This window comes from Shewanella dokdonensis, assembly GCF_018394335.1.
Taxonomy (GTDB): Bacteria; Pseudomonadota; Gammaproteobacteria; order Enterobacterales; family Shewanellaceae; genus Shewanella; species Shewanella dokdonensis.
Map to the genome: position 1 here is coordinate 1,056,332 of NZ_CP074572.1, position 18,481 is coordinate 1,074,812.

At 51.4% G+C, this 18,481-nt stretch carries 11 protein-coding genes and 5 pseudogenes; 4 read left to right on the forward strand and 12 right to left on the reverse strand.

Annotation, left to right across the window (positions count from 1 at the left end):
• Positions 1-4: 4 nt before the first annotated feature.
• The 5 genes and pseudogenes from KHX94_RS05065 to mpl all read right to left on the reverse strand — a co-directional run bounded on the left by KHX94_RS05065 (position 5) and on the right by mpl (position 4,334).
• Complete coding sequence (locus KHX94_RS05065; protein ID WP_213682615.1) at positions 5-775, reverse strand: ABC transporter permease; 771 nt, start codon at positions 773-775, stop codon at positions 5-7.
• Positions 772-1,706, reverse strand: a pseudogene (locus KHX94_RS05070) (ABC transporter ATP-binding protein). The gene KHX94_RS05065 and the pseudogene KHX94_RS05070 overlap by 4 nt, the downstream one beginning before the upstream one ends.
• An 81-nt stretch (positions 1,707-1,787) precedes the next feature.
• Complete coding sequence (hpt, locus tag KHX94_RS05075) at positions 1,788-2,318, reverse strand: hypoxanthine phosphoribosyltransferase (protein WP_213682616.1); 531 nt, start codon at positions 2,316-2,318, stop codon at positions 1,788-1,790.
• 7 nt (positions 2,319-2,325) lie between these two features.
• Positions 2,326-2,952, reverse strand: a complete 627-nt coding sequence (locus tag KHX94_RS05080) for a flavin prenyltransferase UbiX (RefSeq protein ID WP_213682617.1) — start codon at positions 2,950-2,952, stop codon at positions 2,326-2,328.
• Positions 2,949-4,334, reverse strand: a complete 1,386-nt coding sequence (mpl, locus tag KHX94_RS05085; RefSeq protein WP_213682618.1) for a UDP-N-acetylmuramate:L-alanyl-gamma-D-glutamyl-meso-diaminopimelate ligase — start codon at positions 4,332-4,334, stop codon at positions 2,949-2,951. Before mpl ends, KHX94_RS05080 begins: the two co-directional genes overlap by 4 nt.
• Positions 4,335-4,587: 253 nt before the next feature.
• Between mpl and KHX94_RS05090 the strand changes: the two are divergent.
• Positions 4,588-5,917: pseudogene (locus tag KHX94_RS05090) on the forward strand (Na+/H+ antiporter NhaC family protein).
• Positions 5,918-5,980: 63 nt separating this feature from the next.
• Here KHX94_RS05090 and fba read toward each other — a convergent pair.
• The 4 genes and pseudogenes from fba to tkt form a co-directional block, all read right to left on the reverse strand.
• The gene (fba, locus tag KHX94_RS05095; protein WP_213682619.1) at positions 5,981-7,048 is read right to left on the reverse strand and encodes a class II fructose-bisphosphate aldolase; all 1,068 of its coding nucleotides are present in this window, start codon (positions 7,046-7,048) and stop codon (positions 5,981-5,983) included.
• A 108-nt stretch (positions 7,049-7,156) separates the two neighbouring features.
• Positions 7,157-8,330 (reverse strand): annotated as a pseudogene (locus KHX94_RS05100) (phosphoglycerate kinase).
• A 68-nt stretch (positions 8,331-8,398) separates the two neighbouring features.
• On the reverse strand, positions 8,399-9,412 hold the full coding sequence (epd, locus tag KHX94_RS05105; protein ID WP_213682620.1) for an erythrose-4-phosphate dehydrogenase: 1,014 nt from the start codon (positions 9,410-9,412) through the stop codon (positions 8,399-8,401).
• Between the two features lie 114 nt (positions 9,413-9,526).
• A pseudogene (gene tkt / locus KHX94_RS05110) lies at positions 9,527-11,520 on the reverse strand (transketolase).
• Between the two features lie 413 nt (positions 11,521-11,933).
• On the opposite strand from tkt, the gene metK reads away from it, so the two are divergent.
• Positions 11,934-13,085 (forward strand): methionine adenosyltransferase, encoded by a 1,152-nt coding sequence (gene metK, locus KHX94_RS05115; RefSeq protein ID WP_213682621.1) that lies wholly within the window; start codon positions 11,934-11,936, stop codon positions 13,083-13,085.
• 52 nt (positions 13,086-13,137) lie between these two features.
• Here metK and KHX94_RS05120 read toward each other — a convergent pair whose 3' ends face one another.
• Complete coding sequence (locus KHX94_RS05120) at positions 13,138-13,503, reverse strand: hypothetical protein (protein WP_213682622.1); 366 nt, start codon at positions 13,501-13,503, stop codon at positions 13,138-13,140.
• Positions 13,504-13,806: 303 nt separating this feature from the next.
• Between KHX94_RS05120 and KHX94_RS05125 the strand changes: the two genes are divergently transcribed.
• Positions 13,807-14,751 (forward strand): GGDEF domain-containing protein, encoded by a 945-nt coding sequence (locus tag KHX94_RS05125; RefSeq protein ID WP_213682623.1) that lies wholly within the window; start codon positions 13,807-13,809, stop codon positions 14,749-14,751.
• Between the two features lie 195 nt (positions 14,752-14,946).
• Complete coding sequence (locus tag KHX94_RS05130) at positions 14,947-15,300, forward strand: META domain-containing protein (protein ID WP_213682624.1); 354 nt, start codon at positions 14,947-14,949, stop codon at positions 15,298-15,300.
• A 19-nt stretch (positions 15,301-15,319) separates the two neighbouring features.
• Here KHX94_RS05130 and KHX94_RS05135 read toward each other — a convergent pair.
• Together KHX94_RS05135 and KHX94_RS05140 are read right to left on the reverse strand one after the other, a co-directional pair.
• Positions 15,320-16,635: pseudogene (locus tag KHX94_RS05135) on the reverse strand (dicarboxylate/amino acid:cation symporter).
• Between the two features lie 172 nt (positions 16,636-16,807).
• Positions 16,808-18,349 (reverse strand): glycoside hydrolase family 27 protein, encoded by a 1,542-nt coding sequence (locus tag KHX94_RS05140; protein WP_213682625.1) that lies wholly within the window; start codon positions 18,347-18,349, stop codon positions 16,808-16,810.
• Positions 18,350-18,481 lie beyond the last annotated feature (132 nt).

Genomic DNA, 18,481 nt, shown 5'->3' on the forward strand with positions numbered 1-18,481 from the left:
GATATCAGGTGCGCAAACCAATGCCACGCGATACCAGATAGTATGCCAGCAACCATAAGCCGACGCAGAAACCGATAATCACAGTCATCGAGAACCCAATACTGATATCCGCAAAACCAAGAAAGCCGTAGCGGAACACATTGATCATGTAAACGATAGGATTCAATGCCGACACCCCTCGCCAAAAATCCGGTAACAGCGACAGCGAATAAAACACCCCGCCCAAATAGGTCAACGGCGTCAGCACAAAGGTGGGAATAATACTGATATCGTCAAAGTTACGGGCAAAAACCGCATTAATGAGCCCGCCCAGTGCAAACAGCACCGAGGTCAGAAATACCGTAATCACCACCAACAGTGGATGTTGTAGATGCAGATCCACAAAGAACATTGCCACTAGGGTAACAATGAGGCCCACCAACAGACCACGGGCTACCCCACCAGCAATATAGCCTGCGATCATCACATAATGCGGCACTGGCGCGACCAGCAATTCTTCCAGATTGCGCTGAAATTTAGCACTGAAAAAGGACGAAGCCACATTGGAATAGGAGTTAGTGATCACCGACATCATGATCAGCCCAGGGGCAATAAACTCCATATAAGATACGCCGCCCATTTCACCAATCCGACTGCCCACCAGACTGCCAAAAATCAGAAAGTACAAGGTCATGGTGATTGCCGGTGGCAATAGCGTCTGGATCCAGATACGGGTAAAACGGGTGATCTCTTTAATGACAATGCTTTTGAAGGCAATAAAATACAGGCCTCTCATGCGCTGGCTCCTTTATCCCGTTCCACCAATTCTACAAAGAGTTCTTCTAGCCGATTGGTTTTGTTACGCATCGACAGTACATCAATCTCCTGCTCAGTCAGCGCCGCAAAAACGCTGTTGAGGCTATTGGACTTAGCGACATCCACCTCTAGCGTATTAGGGTCGATAAGCCGTGCCTGGATGCCCGCCAACGCAGGTAATTGCGGTTGTGGCTGTTTAAGATCCAGCACAAAGGTTTCCATATCCAGTTTGGCCAGCAAGGCTTTCATGCTGGTGCATTCCACTAACACGCCGTTATCGATAATGCCGATGTTACGGCAGAGCATTTCAGCCTCTTCCAGATAATGGGTGGTTAAGATGATAGTGACGCCCTGCTGGTTAATACGTTGCAGGAACTCCCACATGGAGCGGCGTAACTCGATATCCACTCCCGCGGTTGGTTCATCAAGAATTAACAACTGCGGTTCATGCATCAGCGCCCGAGCAATCATCAGCCGCCGCTTCATGCCGCCGGAGAGTTCCCGCGCCTTAGCGTGGCGTTTTTGCCACAGATCCAACTGCGTCAGATACTTTTGTGCCCGCACATGGGCTTCGGCACGCGGCACGCCATAGTAGCCCGCCTGGTTCACCACTATCTGTAATACCGTTTCAAACTGGTTGAAGTTGAACTCCTGCGGCACCAAACCAATACACAGTTTGGCCAGCTCCAGCTCTTTATCCAGATCGTGCCCAAACACCGCAACCTTGCCACTGGTTTTATGTACCAGCGAACTGATAATGCCGATGGTGGTTGATTTACCGGCACCATTGGGGCCAAGCAAGGCGAAAAAATCGCCCTGCTGCACCGCAAGATTGATGCCTTTGACGGCCTCAACGCCGCCCTTGTAGGTCTTTTAAGGTTTTCCAGCGCCAGCGCCACACCTGCTGTCATCTGTTGGGTCCTCTGTTGAATAAAACAAAACTCCCGCGATTGCGGGAGTCAGATTGTCTATAAAAACCGCTAAACGCAGTTTTATTCCTGGGGAATAACCCGAGCGATATAAGGGAGATTGCGGTATTGCTCCGCATAATCGATGCCATAACCTACCACAAATTCATCGGGAATGGTAAAGCCGACAAAATCTACCGGCACATCAACTTCACGACGATCAGGTTTATCCAGCAAGGTGCACAACGCCAAGCTTTTAGGATCGCGCAAACGCAGCATTTCACGCACTTTATTAAGGGTATTACCGGAGTCGATCAGGTCTTCCACAATCAGAACATGGCGCCCGGCGATGTCGGACTGCACATCTTTGAGGATTTTTACATCGCGGGAGCTGGTCATGGTGTTGCCATAGCTGGACACTGACATAAAGTCGATCTCCACATGGCCTTTGATACGGCGGCACAGGTCTGCCATAAATATCACCGACCCTTTAAGCAAGCCCACCATCAGCAGCTTGTCGGTATCCTGGTAATGGACGTTGATGCGCGCCGCCAGTTCATCCAGTTTACTATTTATCTCTTCCGCGGAGATCATCATTTCGATGGTGTGTTTCATAGATATCTCAGTCTTCGATGCCACCGCTAACCGGCGTGTCATAGCCCCAGCGGCTCGTTAATGAATGTGCAATACCCAGATGGTCGAGGATCCGGGCGACGACGAAGTCTACCAGATCCTGAACCGATTTGGGATGGTGATAAAAACCTGGCGCGGCTGGCAGAATAACCGCGCCCAGTTGCGTCAAGCTCAACATGTGTTGCAGATGGATAGCATTGAACGGTGTTTCTCTTGGCACCAGCAACAGTTGGCCGCGTTCTTTCAATACCACATCGGCGGCTCGTTCCAACAGATTGTTGCTCATCCCCGTTGCGACTGCCGCTAAGGTACCCGTGGAGCATGGGCAGATCACCATCTGCTTTGGCGCAGCAGAACCCGATGCCGGCGGTGAAAACCATTCATCCTTACCCAATACTCGCAACGTTCCGCTTGCTGGCATGATGGCACGCAGCTGTTCAGTCGCTTTATCTGGCGCGGCGCTGAGCTTAATGTCCAACTCCTGCGCCAACACCACGCGGGCGGCGCTGGAAATCATCAGGAACACTTGATAATCCGCTTGCAGCAAGCACTGCAACAGCTTTAGCCCATACGGAGCACCAGAAGCACCGGTCCACGCCAGACTGATGCTCTTCATCGCTGCGCCTCCGCATTAAATTTGGCATCGAGTGCCGTCAACAATTTGCCATGAATACCACCAAAGCCACCATTACTCATGATCACTATGGTGTCGCCAGGGTTAGCTTCTGCCGCCACCTTGAGCACCACATCGTCAATGCTATACAGCACAGTGACTGGGATACTGGCATGGTCCATTGCGGCGGCGATGTCCCAACGGATATTTTCTGCCTGATACAGCACGGCATTATCAGCATCGTGCATAGATCCCGCTAAGGTCGCCTTATGCACGCCGCTTTTCATGGTGTTGGAACGAGGCTCCAGCACTACCGTGATATGCCCCTTGCCCACTTTCGCCCGTAAGCCCTGCAAGGTGGTGGCAATCGCCGTTGGATGATGTGCAAAATCATCAAATACCTGAACTCCATGGATATTGCCAATCAGCTCCAGTCGCCTTTTAGGCGGAATAAACGCCGCCAGAGCCGCAATGGCATCGGCCGGTTTTACGCCAACATGCCGGGCCGCCGCCACCGCCATTAAAGCGTTTTCCATATTGTGTTTACCGAGCAATGACCATTCCAGCACCCCTTGCGATTGCCCGGCCAGATGCAGCTCAAAACGGTGTCCATCTTCAGCCAATGGCTGCACCTGCCAGTCGCCCTGGTCAGCGCTGTGACTGATAGTTTCCTGCTCACTCCAACATCCTTGAGCTACAACTTCGGCCACGGCGTTACTGTCTTGCGGCCAAATCACCCGGCCATTGCCGGGAACGATGCGCAACAGATGCTGAAACTGCTTCTGGATGGCATGTAAGTCTTCGAAAATATCCGCATGATCATATTCCAGATTGTTGATCACCAAGGTTCGCGGCTGGTAATGCACAAATTTGGAACGTTTATCAAAGAAAGCGCTGTCATATTCGTCAGCTTCCACCACAAAAAATGGGGAATCACCCAAACGCGCCGATACGCCGAAATTACGCGGTATACCGCCAATAAGGAAACCTGGCTGATAACCGCAGGATTCCAAAATCCACGCCAACATACTGGAGGTAGATGTTTTGCCATGGGTTCCAGAAACCGCCAGCACCCAACGTCCCGGCAGAATGTAATCGTGCAAAAACTGTGGGCCAGAGGTGTATTTCAGCCCCTGTTCCAGCACCGCCTCCACGCACGGATTACCACGGCTCATGGCATTGCCAATCACCACTAAATCCGGTGCAGGTTGCAGCTGTGACGGTTCAAACCCTTGGATCAACGCAATTTCTTGCTGTTCCAGTTGGGTGCTCATCGGTGGGTAAACATTGGCATCAGCGCCAGTCACCTTGTGGCCCATGGCGCGCGCCAGTATGGCTAACCCGCCCATAAAGGTGCCGCAAATTCCTAAAATATGTATGTGCATAAAGCCGTTCCTGCGCGTGACAACTGCTGCTTATTCTACCCATTGCCGATGGGATTGTCAGTGTAAGCACTGTTGGTAAACAGCTCACTCAGCAAAATATCATATATAGAAGTAAAAACATCTAGATGGCTAAATTGACAGTCCCCGACTGATACCCTATGCTGCGCCAATCACTGCCATGAAAAGTGCAGTCACTCGCCACATTTAAACCGCTGTGATTGCACAGCGGCATGCAAACACTGAGAAGAAGATTTTGACTACAAACACTAAGTCTACAGTTGCACCATCAGCAATAGCGCTATTACCGTTATTGTTGTTTTTGCTACTGTTTGTTGGTGCCGGGCTGTATTTTCAAGCCAATGGCGTAGCGATGGCGTTTTACCAGTTGCCAAGCCCGGTAGCCATTTTGCCAGCAATTGTATTGGCCGTGCTGCTGTCTAAGCAGCAATTAAATCAGACGCTGGATACCTTTATGGCCGGGATTGGCCACAGCAATATTATTGCTATGTGTCTGATTTATCTGCTGGCAGGCGCCTTTGCCTCGGTTGCCAAGGCTACGGGGGTGTGGATGCCACGGTGGCGCTGGGGCTACAGTTTATTCCGTCACAACTGCTGCTACCGGGCTTTTTGTGATTGCCGCCTTTATTGCTACCGCGATGGGCACCTCCATGGGCACTATTGCCGCAGTGGCACCGATAGCGCTGGGCATTGCCGAAGAAGCTAATATTGACCTGACACTGATGGCCGGAGCGGTAATGTCCGGCGCTTTCTTTGGTGACAATCTATCGATTATTTCCGATACCACTATTGCAGCTACCCGCACCCAAGGGTGCTATATGCGCGATAAATTCCGTGAAAACCTGATCTTCGCCATTCCCTCCGCCATCATCACGTTAGTGCTGTTTACCTTGGCCTCAAAAGGCAATGCCACGGTTCCTATGCAGCAAATAGATGTGATAAAAGTGCTGCCTTATATCAGTATTCTGCTGCTAGCCGTGGCGGGCGTGAATGTGTTCGTGGTGTTGGTATTAGGGATACTGTTTGCGGGCGGAGTCGGCATCTACAGCAGCGATTATAGCCTGGTGACGTTCAGCAATGATATCTACCAAGGTTTTGGCAATATGCAGGAGATCTTTGTACTGTCGATGTTAGTCGGTGGGCTGGCGGCGCTGATGCAGCAGCAAGGTGGGCTGGCGTTTATCAATCAACGCATTGAAGGTTTAATCCGCCGTTTTTCTCGCCATCGTGGTGACAACTCCAGCCGCGCGGCTGAGCTGGGGATGGCCGGAATGGTAGCCTTCACCAACACTTGTGTTGCCAACAATACTGTGTCGATCGTGATCAACGGTGATATTGCCCGCGAGCTAGCGCAGCAAAACGCTGTCAGTGCCAAACGAGCGGCCAGTGTGCTGGATATTTTTGCCTGCATTATTCAGGGGTTAATCCCTTATGGGGCGCAAGCCTTGTTAATCGCCTCGAATTTCAAGATATCACCACTACAGGCGGTCGCCGATGTTTGGTATTGCATGGTGCTAGCGCTGGTTTCCATTGTCATCATCATGCTGCGCCCCCGCAGTAATTAACCTGCTATCGGCGCCATAAAAAAACCCGCAAATGCGGGCTTTTTTATCATTAACAAGCAGTTATCAGCGGTTAACTTGTGGATCCAGCTCACCAGTCTGATAACGCTTGTACATCGCCTGCAATGACAGCGGCTTGATCTTAGAGCCCATACCCGCACAGCCAAACGCTTCATAGCGTTCCACACAGATTTCCGCCATAGCTTCCATAGAAGCTTTAAGGAATTTGCGTGGGTCGAACTCCCGCGGATTTTCCGCTAGGAATTTACGCACGGCACCAGTTGATGCCAAGCGCAGGTCAGTATCGATATTCACTTTGCGCACGCCGTGCTTGATGCCTTCTACAATCTCTTCGACTGGAACACCGTAAGTTTCTGGCATGTCACCACCGTACTGGTTGATGATCTGCAACCATTTCTGCGGTACGGATGAAGAGCCGTGCATCACCAAATGGGTGTTAGGAATACGGGCATGGATCTCTTTGATGCGGTCGATACGCAGAACATCGCCAGTAGGTTTACGGCTGAATTTGTAAGCGCCGTGGCTGGTGCCGATGGCAATCGCCAAGGCATCCACATGGGTATCGGCCACAAACCGAGCCGCTTCATCTGGGCTGGTCAGCATCTGATCATGGCTCAGGGTACCTTCAGCGCCAATGCCGTCTTCTTCACCGGCAGTACCGGTTTCCAGACTGCCAAGACAACCGATTTCACCTTCCACTGACACCCCACAAGCGTGGGCAAAGGCAACCGTTGTGCGGGTCACATGCACGTTGTAATCATAAGTGGCTGGGGTTTTCCCATCAGACATCAGTGAACCGTCCATCATCACAGAAGACATGCCCAACTGGATAGAACGCTGACATACGTCTGGGTGAGTGCCGTGATCCTGATGGATACACACTGGGATATCGGGGTACTGTTCCAGTGCGGCAGTCATCAGATATTTCAGGAATTGTGGGCGGGCATATTTACGAGCACCGGCAGAAGCCTGCACGATGACCGGACTGTCAGTGGCTTCCGCCGCCTGCATAATAGCGCGCATCTGTTCCAGGTTATTCACGTTAAACGCTGGTACGCCATAGCTGTGTTCAGCGGCGTGATCCAGCAACTGGCGCAGGGAAATTAAGGCCATAATCTGTTATCTCCATTCTTGGGCAATACGCTTGCCCGGGTCCGATTGTCTATAAGCTGTATGATAGCGCTGCCGGTCATGGCCGACAGCTTATGATGTGTTTTTATTTCAGTTGCCACGGGCCTGTAACATCGCCACAGCTGGCAGTTCTTTCCCTTCGAGGAATTCCAAGAAGGCACCTCCACCGGTTGAAATATAGGAAACCTTGTCAGCAATCTGGTATTTGTCCACTGCCGCCAGGGTATCGCCCCCCAGCAATAGAAAAGGCTGGAGATGCGGCAATTGCCGCCGCAATGCGTTGAGTACCAGCACCGAACTGGTCAAATTCAAATACGCCTACCGGGCCGTTCCATACTATGGTGCCCGCTTGCATGATGATCTCGGCCAATGCTTCAGCACTGTCGGGGCCGATATCAAAAATCATGTCATCATCGGCAACATCAGCCACATCCTTTAACGTGGCAACCGCATCGGCGCTGAATTCCTTGCCTACCACCACATCGGTTGGCACGGGAATATCGCCACCACGACGCTGCGCATTGGCGACCAACCGTTTCGCTTCATCAAGCAAGTCAGCTTCGTACAGTGACTTACCGACATTATGACCCGCCGCCGCGATAAAGGTATTGGCAATGCCGCCACCCACCACTAACTGATCAACGATCTTGGACAGGCTTTCCAGCACCGTCAGCTTGGTGGACACTTTGGAGCCACCGACAATAGCAACCAACGGCCGTTTCGGGTTATCCATCGCCTTAGCCAGCGCTTCCAATTCGGCCGCGAGCAGTGGGCCAGCACAGGCCACTGGCGCAAACATACCGACACCGTGGGTGGATGCCTGGGCGCGATGAGCAGTACCGAATGCATCCATCACATAAACATCACAAAGCGCCGCCATTTTCTTCGACAGCGTTTCATCGTTTTTCTTTTCACCTTTGTTGAAGCGGACGTTTTCAAACACCAGCACTTCGCCCACTGCGACCTCAACACCGTCTAGGTAATCGGTGACTAATCGCACCGGACAAGCCAGCGCTTTAGCCAGATAATCCACTACTGGTTGCAGCGAAAATTCTGCGTTGTATTCGCCTTCTGTTGGCCGTCCAAGATGAGACATCACCATCACTGCCGCACCTTTTTCCAGTGCCAGTTTGATAGTGGGCAAAGAGGCACGCAAACGTGCATCACTGGTGACCACCCCATCGGCAACCGGCACGTTAAGATCTTCACGGATAAGCACACGCTTTCCCTGCAGATCCAGATCTGACATTTTGATAATCGCCATGTTCATGCTTCCTATACTAACTAAAAATTTGCGCTTGTCTTGGTAGCGGTCAAGCACTACCCCAAAAGTTATGCCTCTGGCGGAAACATCGCCAGCGCGGTATCCAGCATCCGATTAGCAAAACCCCATTCGTTATCACACCAGAGTAGCAGCTTGATCAGGTGACCATCACTGACTCGGGTTTGCGTACCGTCTACCACGCTGGAACGCGGATCATGATTAAAGTCGCATGATACCAAAGGCTCATCGGTAAAGCCCAGAATGCCTTCAAGACGGCCACGGGTGGCATCGAGCAATACTTGGTTAACGGTGGCAATATTCACTCGTTTATCCACGGTCAACGACACATCAATCGCCGTGACGTTAACGGTTGGCACCCGCACTGAGATAGCTTCAAACTTGTCTTTCATCTGCGGCAAAATACGTTCAATCCCACGCGCTAACTTGGTATCGACCGGAATAATCGACTGACTGGCCGCACGGGTACGCCGCAAGTCATCGTGATAGGCATCAATCACTTGCTGATCGTTCATGGAGGCGTGAATGGTGGTAATCGCGCCGCTGCGAATGCCAAAGTGACGATCCAATTCCGAGATCACCGGGATCACACAGTTAGTGGTACATGAAGCGTTGGACACCACGGTATGTTCTGGAGTCAACAGTTCATCGTTCACGCCATAAACAATAGTGGCATCCACATCCGCTGACGCCGGGTGACTTATCAGTACCTTGCGCGCCCCCGCCAACAAATGCGTGGCACAGGCGGCGCGGTCATGCAGTGCGCCAGTACATTCCAGCACCAGATCCACATCCAGCGCCTGCCAGGGCAATTGGCTAGCATCCGCTTGGTGTAATAGGGTAATTGCGTCATTCCCCACCAGCATCTGCTCCTGTTCCAAGCTGGCACGGAGCGAGAAGCGACCATGAGTGGTGTCATAGTTCGTCAGGTGTACCATGGCTTCGGGTTTTGCCAACTCGTTAATCGCTACAATCTGCAACTGTTGGCGCTTGCCGGATTCATACAAGGCCCGTAACACGGAGCGGCCAATGCGGCCATAACCATTGATAGCAACTCTGATCATCTGTAATTCATATCCCTCGGTTTCAGGGCGATAAAACAACGGCCTATCATAAGACAGGCCGTTATGAATGGCGAGTGAAGCAAAACCTCATCAAGCCTTCCGTTCAGTTGTGGTTCATGCCAGCAATGATTTCGCTGTGGCCACCACGTTATCAACGGTAAAGCCGAACTCTGCAAACAACTGACCCGCAGGCGCTGACTCACCAAAGGTGGTCATGCCGACAATCTTGCCGTTAAGACCAACATACTTGTACCAGTAATCGGCAATGCCCGCTTCAACGGCTACACGTTTGCTGACAGCGGCGGGTAATACGGCTTCTTTATAGGCCGCATCCTGTTTGTCGAACACATCAGTGGCAGGCATAGAAACTACTCGCACCTTATGTCCAGCGGCGCTCAGTTCTGCCTGCGCTTTGACCGCCAGTTCCACTTCGGAACCGGTGGCGATAAAGATAAGTTCAGGTGTGCCATCACAATCCACCAGCACATAACCGCCTTTCGCCACATCGGCCAGTTGCACCGCAGTGCGTGGCATCTGCGTCAGATTCTGGCGGGAGAAAATCAGCGAGGTTGGCCCATCCTGACGTTCGATAGCATATTTCCAGGCAATAGCCGATTCCACCTGATCGCATGGCCGCCAAGTGCTCATGTTAGGCATCAGGCGTAATGTGGCCGTTTGCTCAACTGGCTGATGGGTTGGGCCGTCTTCCCCCAGACCAATAGAGTCGTGGGTATACACAAAAATCACCCGCTGTTTCATCAGCGCGGCCATACGTAGAGCATTACGCGCATATTCCATAAACATCAGGAAAGTCGCACCGTAAGGCACAAAGCCACCATGCAGCGCGATACCGTTCATCATCGCCGACATACCGAACTCACGCACCCCGTAGTGCAGATAGTTACCGGACGCATCATCGCGGCTAATAGACTTGGAAGCGGAATACATGGTCAGGTTAGAAGGCGCTAAGTCAGCACTGCCGCCGAGGAATTCTGGCAGTAATTTGCCGAAGGCTTCCAGCGCATTTTGCGACGCCTTACGTGAGGCGATATTGGCAGGATTAGCCTGCAACTGTTCGATATACGCCTGCGCGCCTGCCGCAAAATCGGCTGGCAACTGGCCACTGACACGGCGTTTCAGTTCAGCCGCCAGCTCAGGATATGCCGCAGCGTAGGCTGCAAACTGTTTGTCCCAAGCTGATTCTGCCGCGCTACCTGCCGCTTTGGCATCCCACGCGCTATAAATTTCGGCCGGGATTTCAAACGGCGCATACGGCCAGCCCAAAAATTCCCGAGAAGCTGCCACTTCAGCATCGCCCAGTGGTGAGCCGTGACAGTCATGAGAACCTGATTTGTTAGGTGAACCATAACCGATGATGGTTTTACAGCAGATCAGCGATGGTCGTGGATCGGCTTTAGCCTGCTCGATAGCCGCGTTAATCGCTGCCGCATTATGGCCATCCACCGCCGGGATCACCTGCCAGCCGTAGGCTTCAAACGCTTCGCGGTGTCGTCAGTGAACCAGCCTTCCACATGACCGTCAATTGAAATACCGTTGTCATCCCAGAAGGCAATCAGCTTGCCTAAGCCCAGCGTTCCGGCCAATGAACAAGCTTCGTGCGAGATACCTTCCATCATACAGCCATCACCCATGAACACATAAGTGTGATGATCCACAATCTCGTGGCCTTCTCGGTTGAACTGCGCCGCCAACACTTTTTCGGCAAGCGCCATCCCCACGGCATTGGTGATGCCCTGCCCTAAAGGCCCGGTGGTAGTTTCAACACCTGGCGCATAACCGTATTCAGGATGGCCTGGGGTGCGAGAATGTAACTGGCGAAACTGTTTCAGATCGTCAATGCTCAGATCATAACCAGACAGATGCAGCAGTGAATAAAGCAGCATAGAACCATGGCCGTTGGACAACACAAAACGGTCGCGGTTAGCCCATTGTGGATCAAGCGGATTGTGCCGCAGATGCCCACGCCAGAGGACTTCTGCAATATCAGCCATGCCCATTGGGGCACCTGGGTGACCGGATTTAGCTTTTTGCACTGCATCCATACTTAACACACGAATAGCGTTAGCGAGTTCTTTACGGGAAGACATGCTTTCTCCTGCGTAGTGGGTCTTGAGATTTGTCGGGCGGAAATTGGCGGTTATTTTCCCGCAGTGGGGCGGTTGACGCAAATATATTTCCGGCTTTAGCCGTGTGCTCTGCAACACAAGTTGTGTAGCAACCGCAAGAATTTCTTGCGCCAACCTGAGGGCTTAAGCGCTAGATGTAAAGTTGACAAGACACCTGCTGCGGTTATCGCTATCCATGAATAACTAAAAATTGCTGATATTCATAAAGAAATCCATAATTCCTAACGATAGCGATGGGGCTTACCGCACAAATATCAGCAAAAGGGGTTTTATAAAACCCAAATTAAATTAGAATAGACGTCTAGATGTAGATGCTTCTATACGGATGTAGCAGCAGCTAAAGATTTTTCATTAATCGCGAGATTTTCCAGACTATGGCAAGACACCTGTTTACTTCTGAATCTGTGTCAGAAGGACATCCTGATAAAATCGCCGATCAGATTTCTGATGCGGTGCTCGACGCCATTATCACCCAAGACCCTAAGGCCCGCGTCGCCTGTGAAACCTATGTCAAAACTGGCATGGTGATGGTAGGTGGTGAGATCACCACTTCTGCTTGGGTGGACATTGAAGAACTGACCCGTAACACCGTCCGTGAAATCGGTTATACCAGTTCTGAAATGGGATTTGATGCTAACTCCTGCGCGGTACTCAGCGCTATCGGCAAACAATCTCCTGATATCAATCAAGGGGTTGACCGTAAAGACCCGAAAGAACAGGGTGCCGGTGATCAGGGGTTGATGTTCGGTTATGCCAGTAACGAAACTGATGTGCTGATGCCTGCGCCCATCACTTACGCGCATGCGCTGGTTAAACGTCAGTCACTGGTGCGTAAACAAGGCCTGTTGCCATGGTTACGCCCAGATGCTAAATCTCAGGTCACCTTTGTGTATGACGATGACCAGATTGTTGGGATTGATGCCGTGGTACTGTCGACCCAGCATAGCGATGAAATCAGCCTGAAAGAGTTGCAAGAAGGCGTGATGGAAACCATCATCAAGCCAATATTGCCACAGCAATGGCTGACCAAAAATACCAAATTCTTCATCAACCCAACTGGCCGCTTTGTTATTGGTGGGCCTATGGGTGACTGTGGTTTGACTGGTCGTAAGATTATCGTTGATACCTACGGCGGTATGGCACGTCATGGCGGCGGTGCTTTCTCTGGTAAAGATCCGTCTAAAGTTGACCGTAGCGCAGCTTATGCGGCCCGTTATGTTGCCAAAAACTTAGTGGCGGCAGGATTAGCCGATCGCTGCGAAATCCAGGTTTCATATGCCATTGGTGTAGCTGAACCTACTTCGATCAGCGTGGAAACCTTTGGTACTGGTCGCCTTCCAGAAGAAAAATTGATTGAGCTGGTACGCCGTCACTTTGATCTGCGACCATATGGCTTGACCGAAATGCTGAATCTGGCCCGGCCGATTTACCAAGCGACTGCTGCTTATGGTCATTTTGGCCGTAGCGAATTCCCTTGGGAACAGACCAATAAGGCTGACGCGTTACGCGATGACGCTGGATTGTAAGTCGTTGGCTCTAAAAAAACCGCCAGTTGGCGGTTTTTTTATGCCCGAAGGCTTAGTAACAGTGATCGAAATGAGCACTTTCCATACACATAAAAGCTAACTGTTGGGGTGGCAATGGCGTCACACTCACCGTTTCGGCAGCCTTCACCCATGATTCTTCGGCCACCAGCGCCAACTGGCTGTGGTAATTATTGGTACGCCCACAATCAAAAATGCTATCGAGTGCCAGTACCAGAAAGCGCCGCCCTTCCAACCCCTGCACATTGGCTTCAACTACCCGACATTTCTGTTGCTGTAATGTCAGCAATGACACTAACCAGCGTGCCATATCAAAAGAAGATAATCTCAGTGTTTTGCTGAGCGTAAGCAACGACTCCCGCGTATCTAGTTCCTGAGTTTCCATCGCTTTTTTACTCACTCAATTAACAATACTTTAAGGCTAGCAAATCCTGCGCTATCCGCCTATAACACTGCCCGTCAATCGCGTAATTTTCTGGCAAGAGGTTTGAGCTTATTTCGGCATCGACCCTCACCGCTTGTTCATCATCTGGCTATCACGACTGACGCGCCGCTAGTGAGGTGAACCGGACAATATCCCCTTTGCCACACACTGTTGTTGCATAGACATTGACAATAATCGGAACATCACCTACTCAAAGTTGCAAAATATCTATAACAACTCCACACTTAATGCCAATTGACCTTCACAAAGGATAAGGCCATGCTGCCTGAATCGGTTAAACCTGGAATAAGTTTACTGGAAAATGACAATCATGGCCTGAACCTGGTGCGGTGGATGCATCAATGTGAGCTGATGAAACACTATTATCAGGCTGACAAGGTGTTTGTACTGCAAAAAACCGATACTGGTTATGAAGTGATTGTCAGTGCCGCCGACAACAGCATGCAGTTTGCCCCAGGCAAAACCTTTGATGCTGAAGCCACCTTACTGCAACGCATGGTCTACAGCACTCCTGACGGGCTGAATCTGGATCTGACGCAAGGCACCTCAGATGAGTATCCAGACGAGTTTCGCAGTGTGCTGTGTATTCTCTCGCGTCCCGTGCATTGGCCGGATGGTTCGGTCTTTGGTTGTTTGTGTGTACTCAATGCTCATGCCAATGAAAACCAGCATGTCAGTCCATTGATGTTAGAACCCTTCCAGATCTTGTTGCAGCAAGATCTGACATTACTGTGCCAAAACTACCGGATTGAAGCGCTATCCATGCGGGATGCCAACACCGGCATGCTCAACCATTACGGTTTTATCATGATGGCGCCGCGGCAACTCAATCTCGGCCGTCGTTTTGGTGCGCACTGTGGGGTAATTTTCTTTGAACTTGAGCCGACGGGTGACTTTGATGATGAAATGTTAAAACGTTGCCACCAAGAGTTAGCCAATCTGCTATTAACCACCCTCAGAGCCGCCGATATTGCGGCCCATTATGACAACACCAAATTTGTGTTGTTGGTATTTGTGGATCTGGAACGGGATCTGGAACATATCGTACGCCGGGTGGAACGAATCTTTGGCCAATCGCCACTGCCAATGTCACTGGATTACAGTTATCGTTTTTTCACACCCGATTCGACCGCTAAACTGGTAGCCATGGTGGATGAAGCCAAATCAGGCTTGCGGTCATCCCTGCCCAAACGCGACGATTAACATGTATAGGGCGATGTTTACCTTTGGCTAACATCGCCCGATGAAACATAACCTTTGTGCCGAGAGTTATCGGTAGTCCTTCATTTACGCCGCGAAACTCGTCAAACTGTCTCGCCTGACACTCTGACTACATCCTTTAATGCTGAAAAAACCTTGTTAGCACTGGCGCTAATCTCCCTCGGTGCCTGTCAATCAATGACGGCGATACCCGTTACCACTAACGCCTTGTTGGGTCGTTGGCATATTACACAGCTCCGCGGCCAATCGGTGGCTGATTTTAGCCCGGCACAATTGACCTTTGCCGTCGATGGAAAGCTCAGTGGCAATAACAGCTGCAACAACTTCGTTGGCAGTTATGTGCTGAACGGCAAGCAACTGCTAATCAAACCCGTGGCTAGCACCATGAAAGCCTGCGTTGATGTACTGATGCAACAAGAGCAGCAGATCATGCAGTTGCTGCCACAGGTGACAACAGCCATCACTGAAAACGGTACGCTGCAACTTGTCGACCCGAGTGGCATGGTGCTGATCACCTTGAGCCGCCACTAAGCGGCTGCAAGTTTATTGTTCAGTCGGTGCGTTGTTCTGCTGCTGCGTTTTGCTCTGCAATCCGCACACTTTGCTGTAGATCGGCATTGTAATGCTCCAGATCCAACTCATCTTCAGATTTAGCAATTACCGTGGTTGCCACCAAGTCGCCAGCCACATTCACAACAGTTCGCGCCATATCGAGAATTCGGTCAATACCGGCAATCAGTGCCACCCCTTCTAAGGGTAAACCGACAGAATTTAGCACCAGTGTCAGCATCACTAAACCCGCTCCCGGAACCCCAGCCGTACCGATAGACGCTAAGGTTGCGGTCAACACAATGGTGGCATAGTCAACCCAAGTGAGATCGACTCCAAATGCCTGCGCCACAAACAGAGCGGTCACCCCTTGATACAGCGCCGTACCATCCATATTGATGGTCGCCCCCAGCGGTAACACAAAGCTGGAAATCTTTTTATTAACCCCGAGATATTCGCTGGCACACTTCATACTGGCGGGCAAGGTTCCGGCAGAACTGGAGGTGGTAAAAGCCACCGCCAGGGCGTTGCTGACCCCTTGAAGAACTGTAGCGGATTGAGGCGGGCAAACACACTCAGCACCACGCTGTAAAACCCCAGTACGTGCAATATGCAGCCCAGATATACCGCCACGATCACTTTCAGCAATGGCAAGAGCATCTGCATGCCATATTTTCCGGAAACCCACGCCATTAACCCAAACACCCCATAAGGTGCCAGTCTCATCACCATGTCGGTCAGCTTATACATGGCTTCGGCTAAGCTCTCAAACACCCGAATGGCCGGTTTGCCGTGCTCGCCAATCAGCACTAAGGCTACCCCGAGTGCCACCGCAAACACGATGACTTGCAGTATTTGCCCATCGGCCAGTGCCGCCACCGGGTTGGTTGGCACTATGTTGATCAGGGTTTCCATAATCGAAGGAACGGGTTTACTGTCAGCCGCAACTGCATGTGCGGCTAATGGCAAACCCGCGCCAGGCGCCATCAAAGCGCCAACCAACAACCCTAACGAGATGGCAATCGAGGTGGTGGCTAAATAGAAGGCAAATGATTTAAAGCCAATGCGCCCCATCTTGCTGGTATCCTGCATGGAGGTCACACCGACGATCAGCGAGCAGAATACCAAGGGCACAATCAGCATTTTAATGGTGTTCACAAACAGAGTGCCGATAGGTTTGAGGTAGTCAGCGCGTTCACCCAACAACTGACCGACAACAATACCCAGTGACATTCCTGCCAGAATTTGCAGCCACAATGGCAGACGCTGCCAACGGCGCCAGAGTGCTCTGGTCAGCGAAGGCTTATGATTAGACATGTTATTTTTACCTTAGGGAAAGAGGATGTTCTCTGCTGGCCGGAAACAGCCATGATGCGCAGCCTAGCATAACGCACCGCTGAATGGATGATCTATGTCAACGGCTGTAGATTAATGCAGCACAGACAGTTGGTGGTTAGCCCAACTGTCTGTTATCTCTGTGGCGAATCGGCTATTGCTGGCCCTGTAACCGTAGCAATTGGCTACCATGCGCGGCAACGGTAAATGTGAGTTGGGGCTGAAGGATAACCTCCTGCTGTTGCCATAAGTCACGTCCGCTTTGCCAAGCACTCAAGCCACTGTCGGCAACGGTTAACGTCATGGTTTTGCTCTGAGCACCGCGATTGAATAACGCCACAGCAACACTGCCATCCGCTAGTGGCTTGCGCCAGATTTCGCTATCGCCGTCTTTACGCACTGACTGCCCCTGAGCACCCAGCACATCTTGATCGATAGCGATCACCTCGGGATTCTCCAGTAATGCCACCGTTGCCGCAGACATGTGTCGCACATCATGCCCCATGAGCAATGGCGCGGCAGACATCGCCCATAAGGTCATATAAGTCTGATATTCATCATGGGTCATACCACCGTTACCAACTTCCAGCATATCCGGGTCATTCCAACCGCCCGCTCCGGCATGTTGTGGCTTACCATTAAGCTCAAAACCAAGACGCGCCATGACCTCATACTCATCAGTAATATCGCCAGTAGTGCGCCATAAGTGGCCGCCGACACTGCGCCCCCAACTGCCAACATCGGCGCGGCCATACTCACAGAGGCTGTAGACAATAGCACGGCCAGTGGCCCGCAAAGCCTGACCCATCTCCTGATAACTGGCCCGGATCTGGGCTCCGGTCTGATAAAAGGCTTCACCAGAACACAAATCGTACTTCAGATAGTCAATTCCCCAGCTCGCATAGGTTTGCGCATCCTGAGCCACATGCCCGTAACTGCCTTCGTAGCCAGCACAGGTTTTCGGCCCCGGCGAACTGTAGATCCCCAGCTTTAAGCCTTTGCTGTGCACATAATCGGCCAAGGCTTTCATGTCTGGGAAGCGCTCGTTGGCCTGAATCGAGCCATCGGCTGCCCGGGTGCCCTGCCAGCCATCATCAATATTGACATACACATAGCCCGCATCGCGTAGGCCAGAACTCACCATTGCATCCGCAATTTCGCGCACGGTTTTATCGTCAATATGCTCAGCAAACTTATTCCAGCTACTCCAGCCCATAGGCGGCGTCAATGCCAGCCCATCTGGCGGCAGCTCGGCATATTCCGGCAGGGATGTCAGAGTGAAGTGTCGCGCCTCGACATCCGCCGCAGTGCCGCGCACCGCATCATGATCCAGTTTGCCATACCAGACCTCGCCGTTAACATGTAGCTTGCCCTGTAACAACCGTGCCCGCCAAGTGGTCGCGGGAACCCTAGCATTGCCGTTGAAAATCTCAAACGTCGCACTATCACCGGTGATTTTTAGTTGCTTCATCGGCATAGGCCCGTACCAACGGGTTGTCATTGTGCCCTGATAACCCTTGCCACTGGCATAGATCTCTATCATGCGCACACCGGGAAAATCTGGAACTGTGTCATCAAACAACCATACGCCCACTAACGGCGGAGTTTTCGGTTGAGCATCACCACAACTGCCCAGCAACAACAGCGGCAGCAAGCATAACAGTGCGCTAGCTTGCTTCCATTGAAATACTGACATTGAATGTTCCTTATCTTTAATTTTTGTATACAATATACAAATAATTTACACTGCGCAAAAAATTTCCACCTAACGGTTATCGTCAGATACACAGGTTGTAGATAAAGCGACTTTACGGCAAAGAGGTTAACA